This is a genomic window from Pseudomonas sp. BJa3, from assembly GCF_026343815.1.
Lineage (GTDB): Bacteria > Pseudomonadota > Gammaproteobacteria > Pseudomonadales > Pseudomonadaceae > Aquipseudomonas > Aquipseudomonas soli.
The window spans coordinates 1-276 of sequence record NZ_JAOXMC010000147.1 but is presented as its reverse complement, the minus strand read 5'-3'; the positions used below and the strand labels follow the sequence as shown (position 1 = coordinate 276).

The window sequence follows — 276 nt, the reverse complement described above, 5'->3', positions numbered from 1 at the left end:
GGCGACCAACGACCTGCTGGCCTCGCGCATCAAGATCCGCTCGATGAACTTCATGCGCGGGCGCACGTTCCTGAGCCGCTACCTGATCCTTGACGAAGCGCAGAACCTGACGCCCAAGCAGATGAAGACGCTGATCACCCGCGCCGGCCCGGGCACCAAGATCGTCTGCCTAGGCAACGTGGAGCAGATCGACACGCCTTACCTGACCGAGACCACGTCCGGCCTGACCTACGCGGTGGACCGCTTCAAGAACTGGGCGCACAGCGCGCACATCAC

1 protein-coding gene is annotated in these 276 nt (G+C 63.8%); it reads left to right on the top strand.

The annotated features are described in order from the left end of the window. Nucleotides 1–276, top strand: a 276-nt coding sequence (locus OH705_RS27200; protein ID WP_267303435.1) for a PhoH family protein, incomplete at both ends; no start/stop codon positions are given.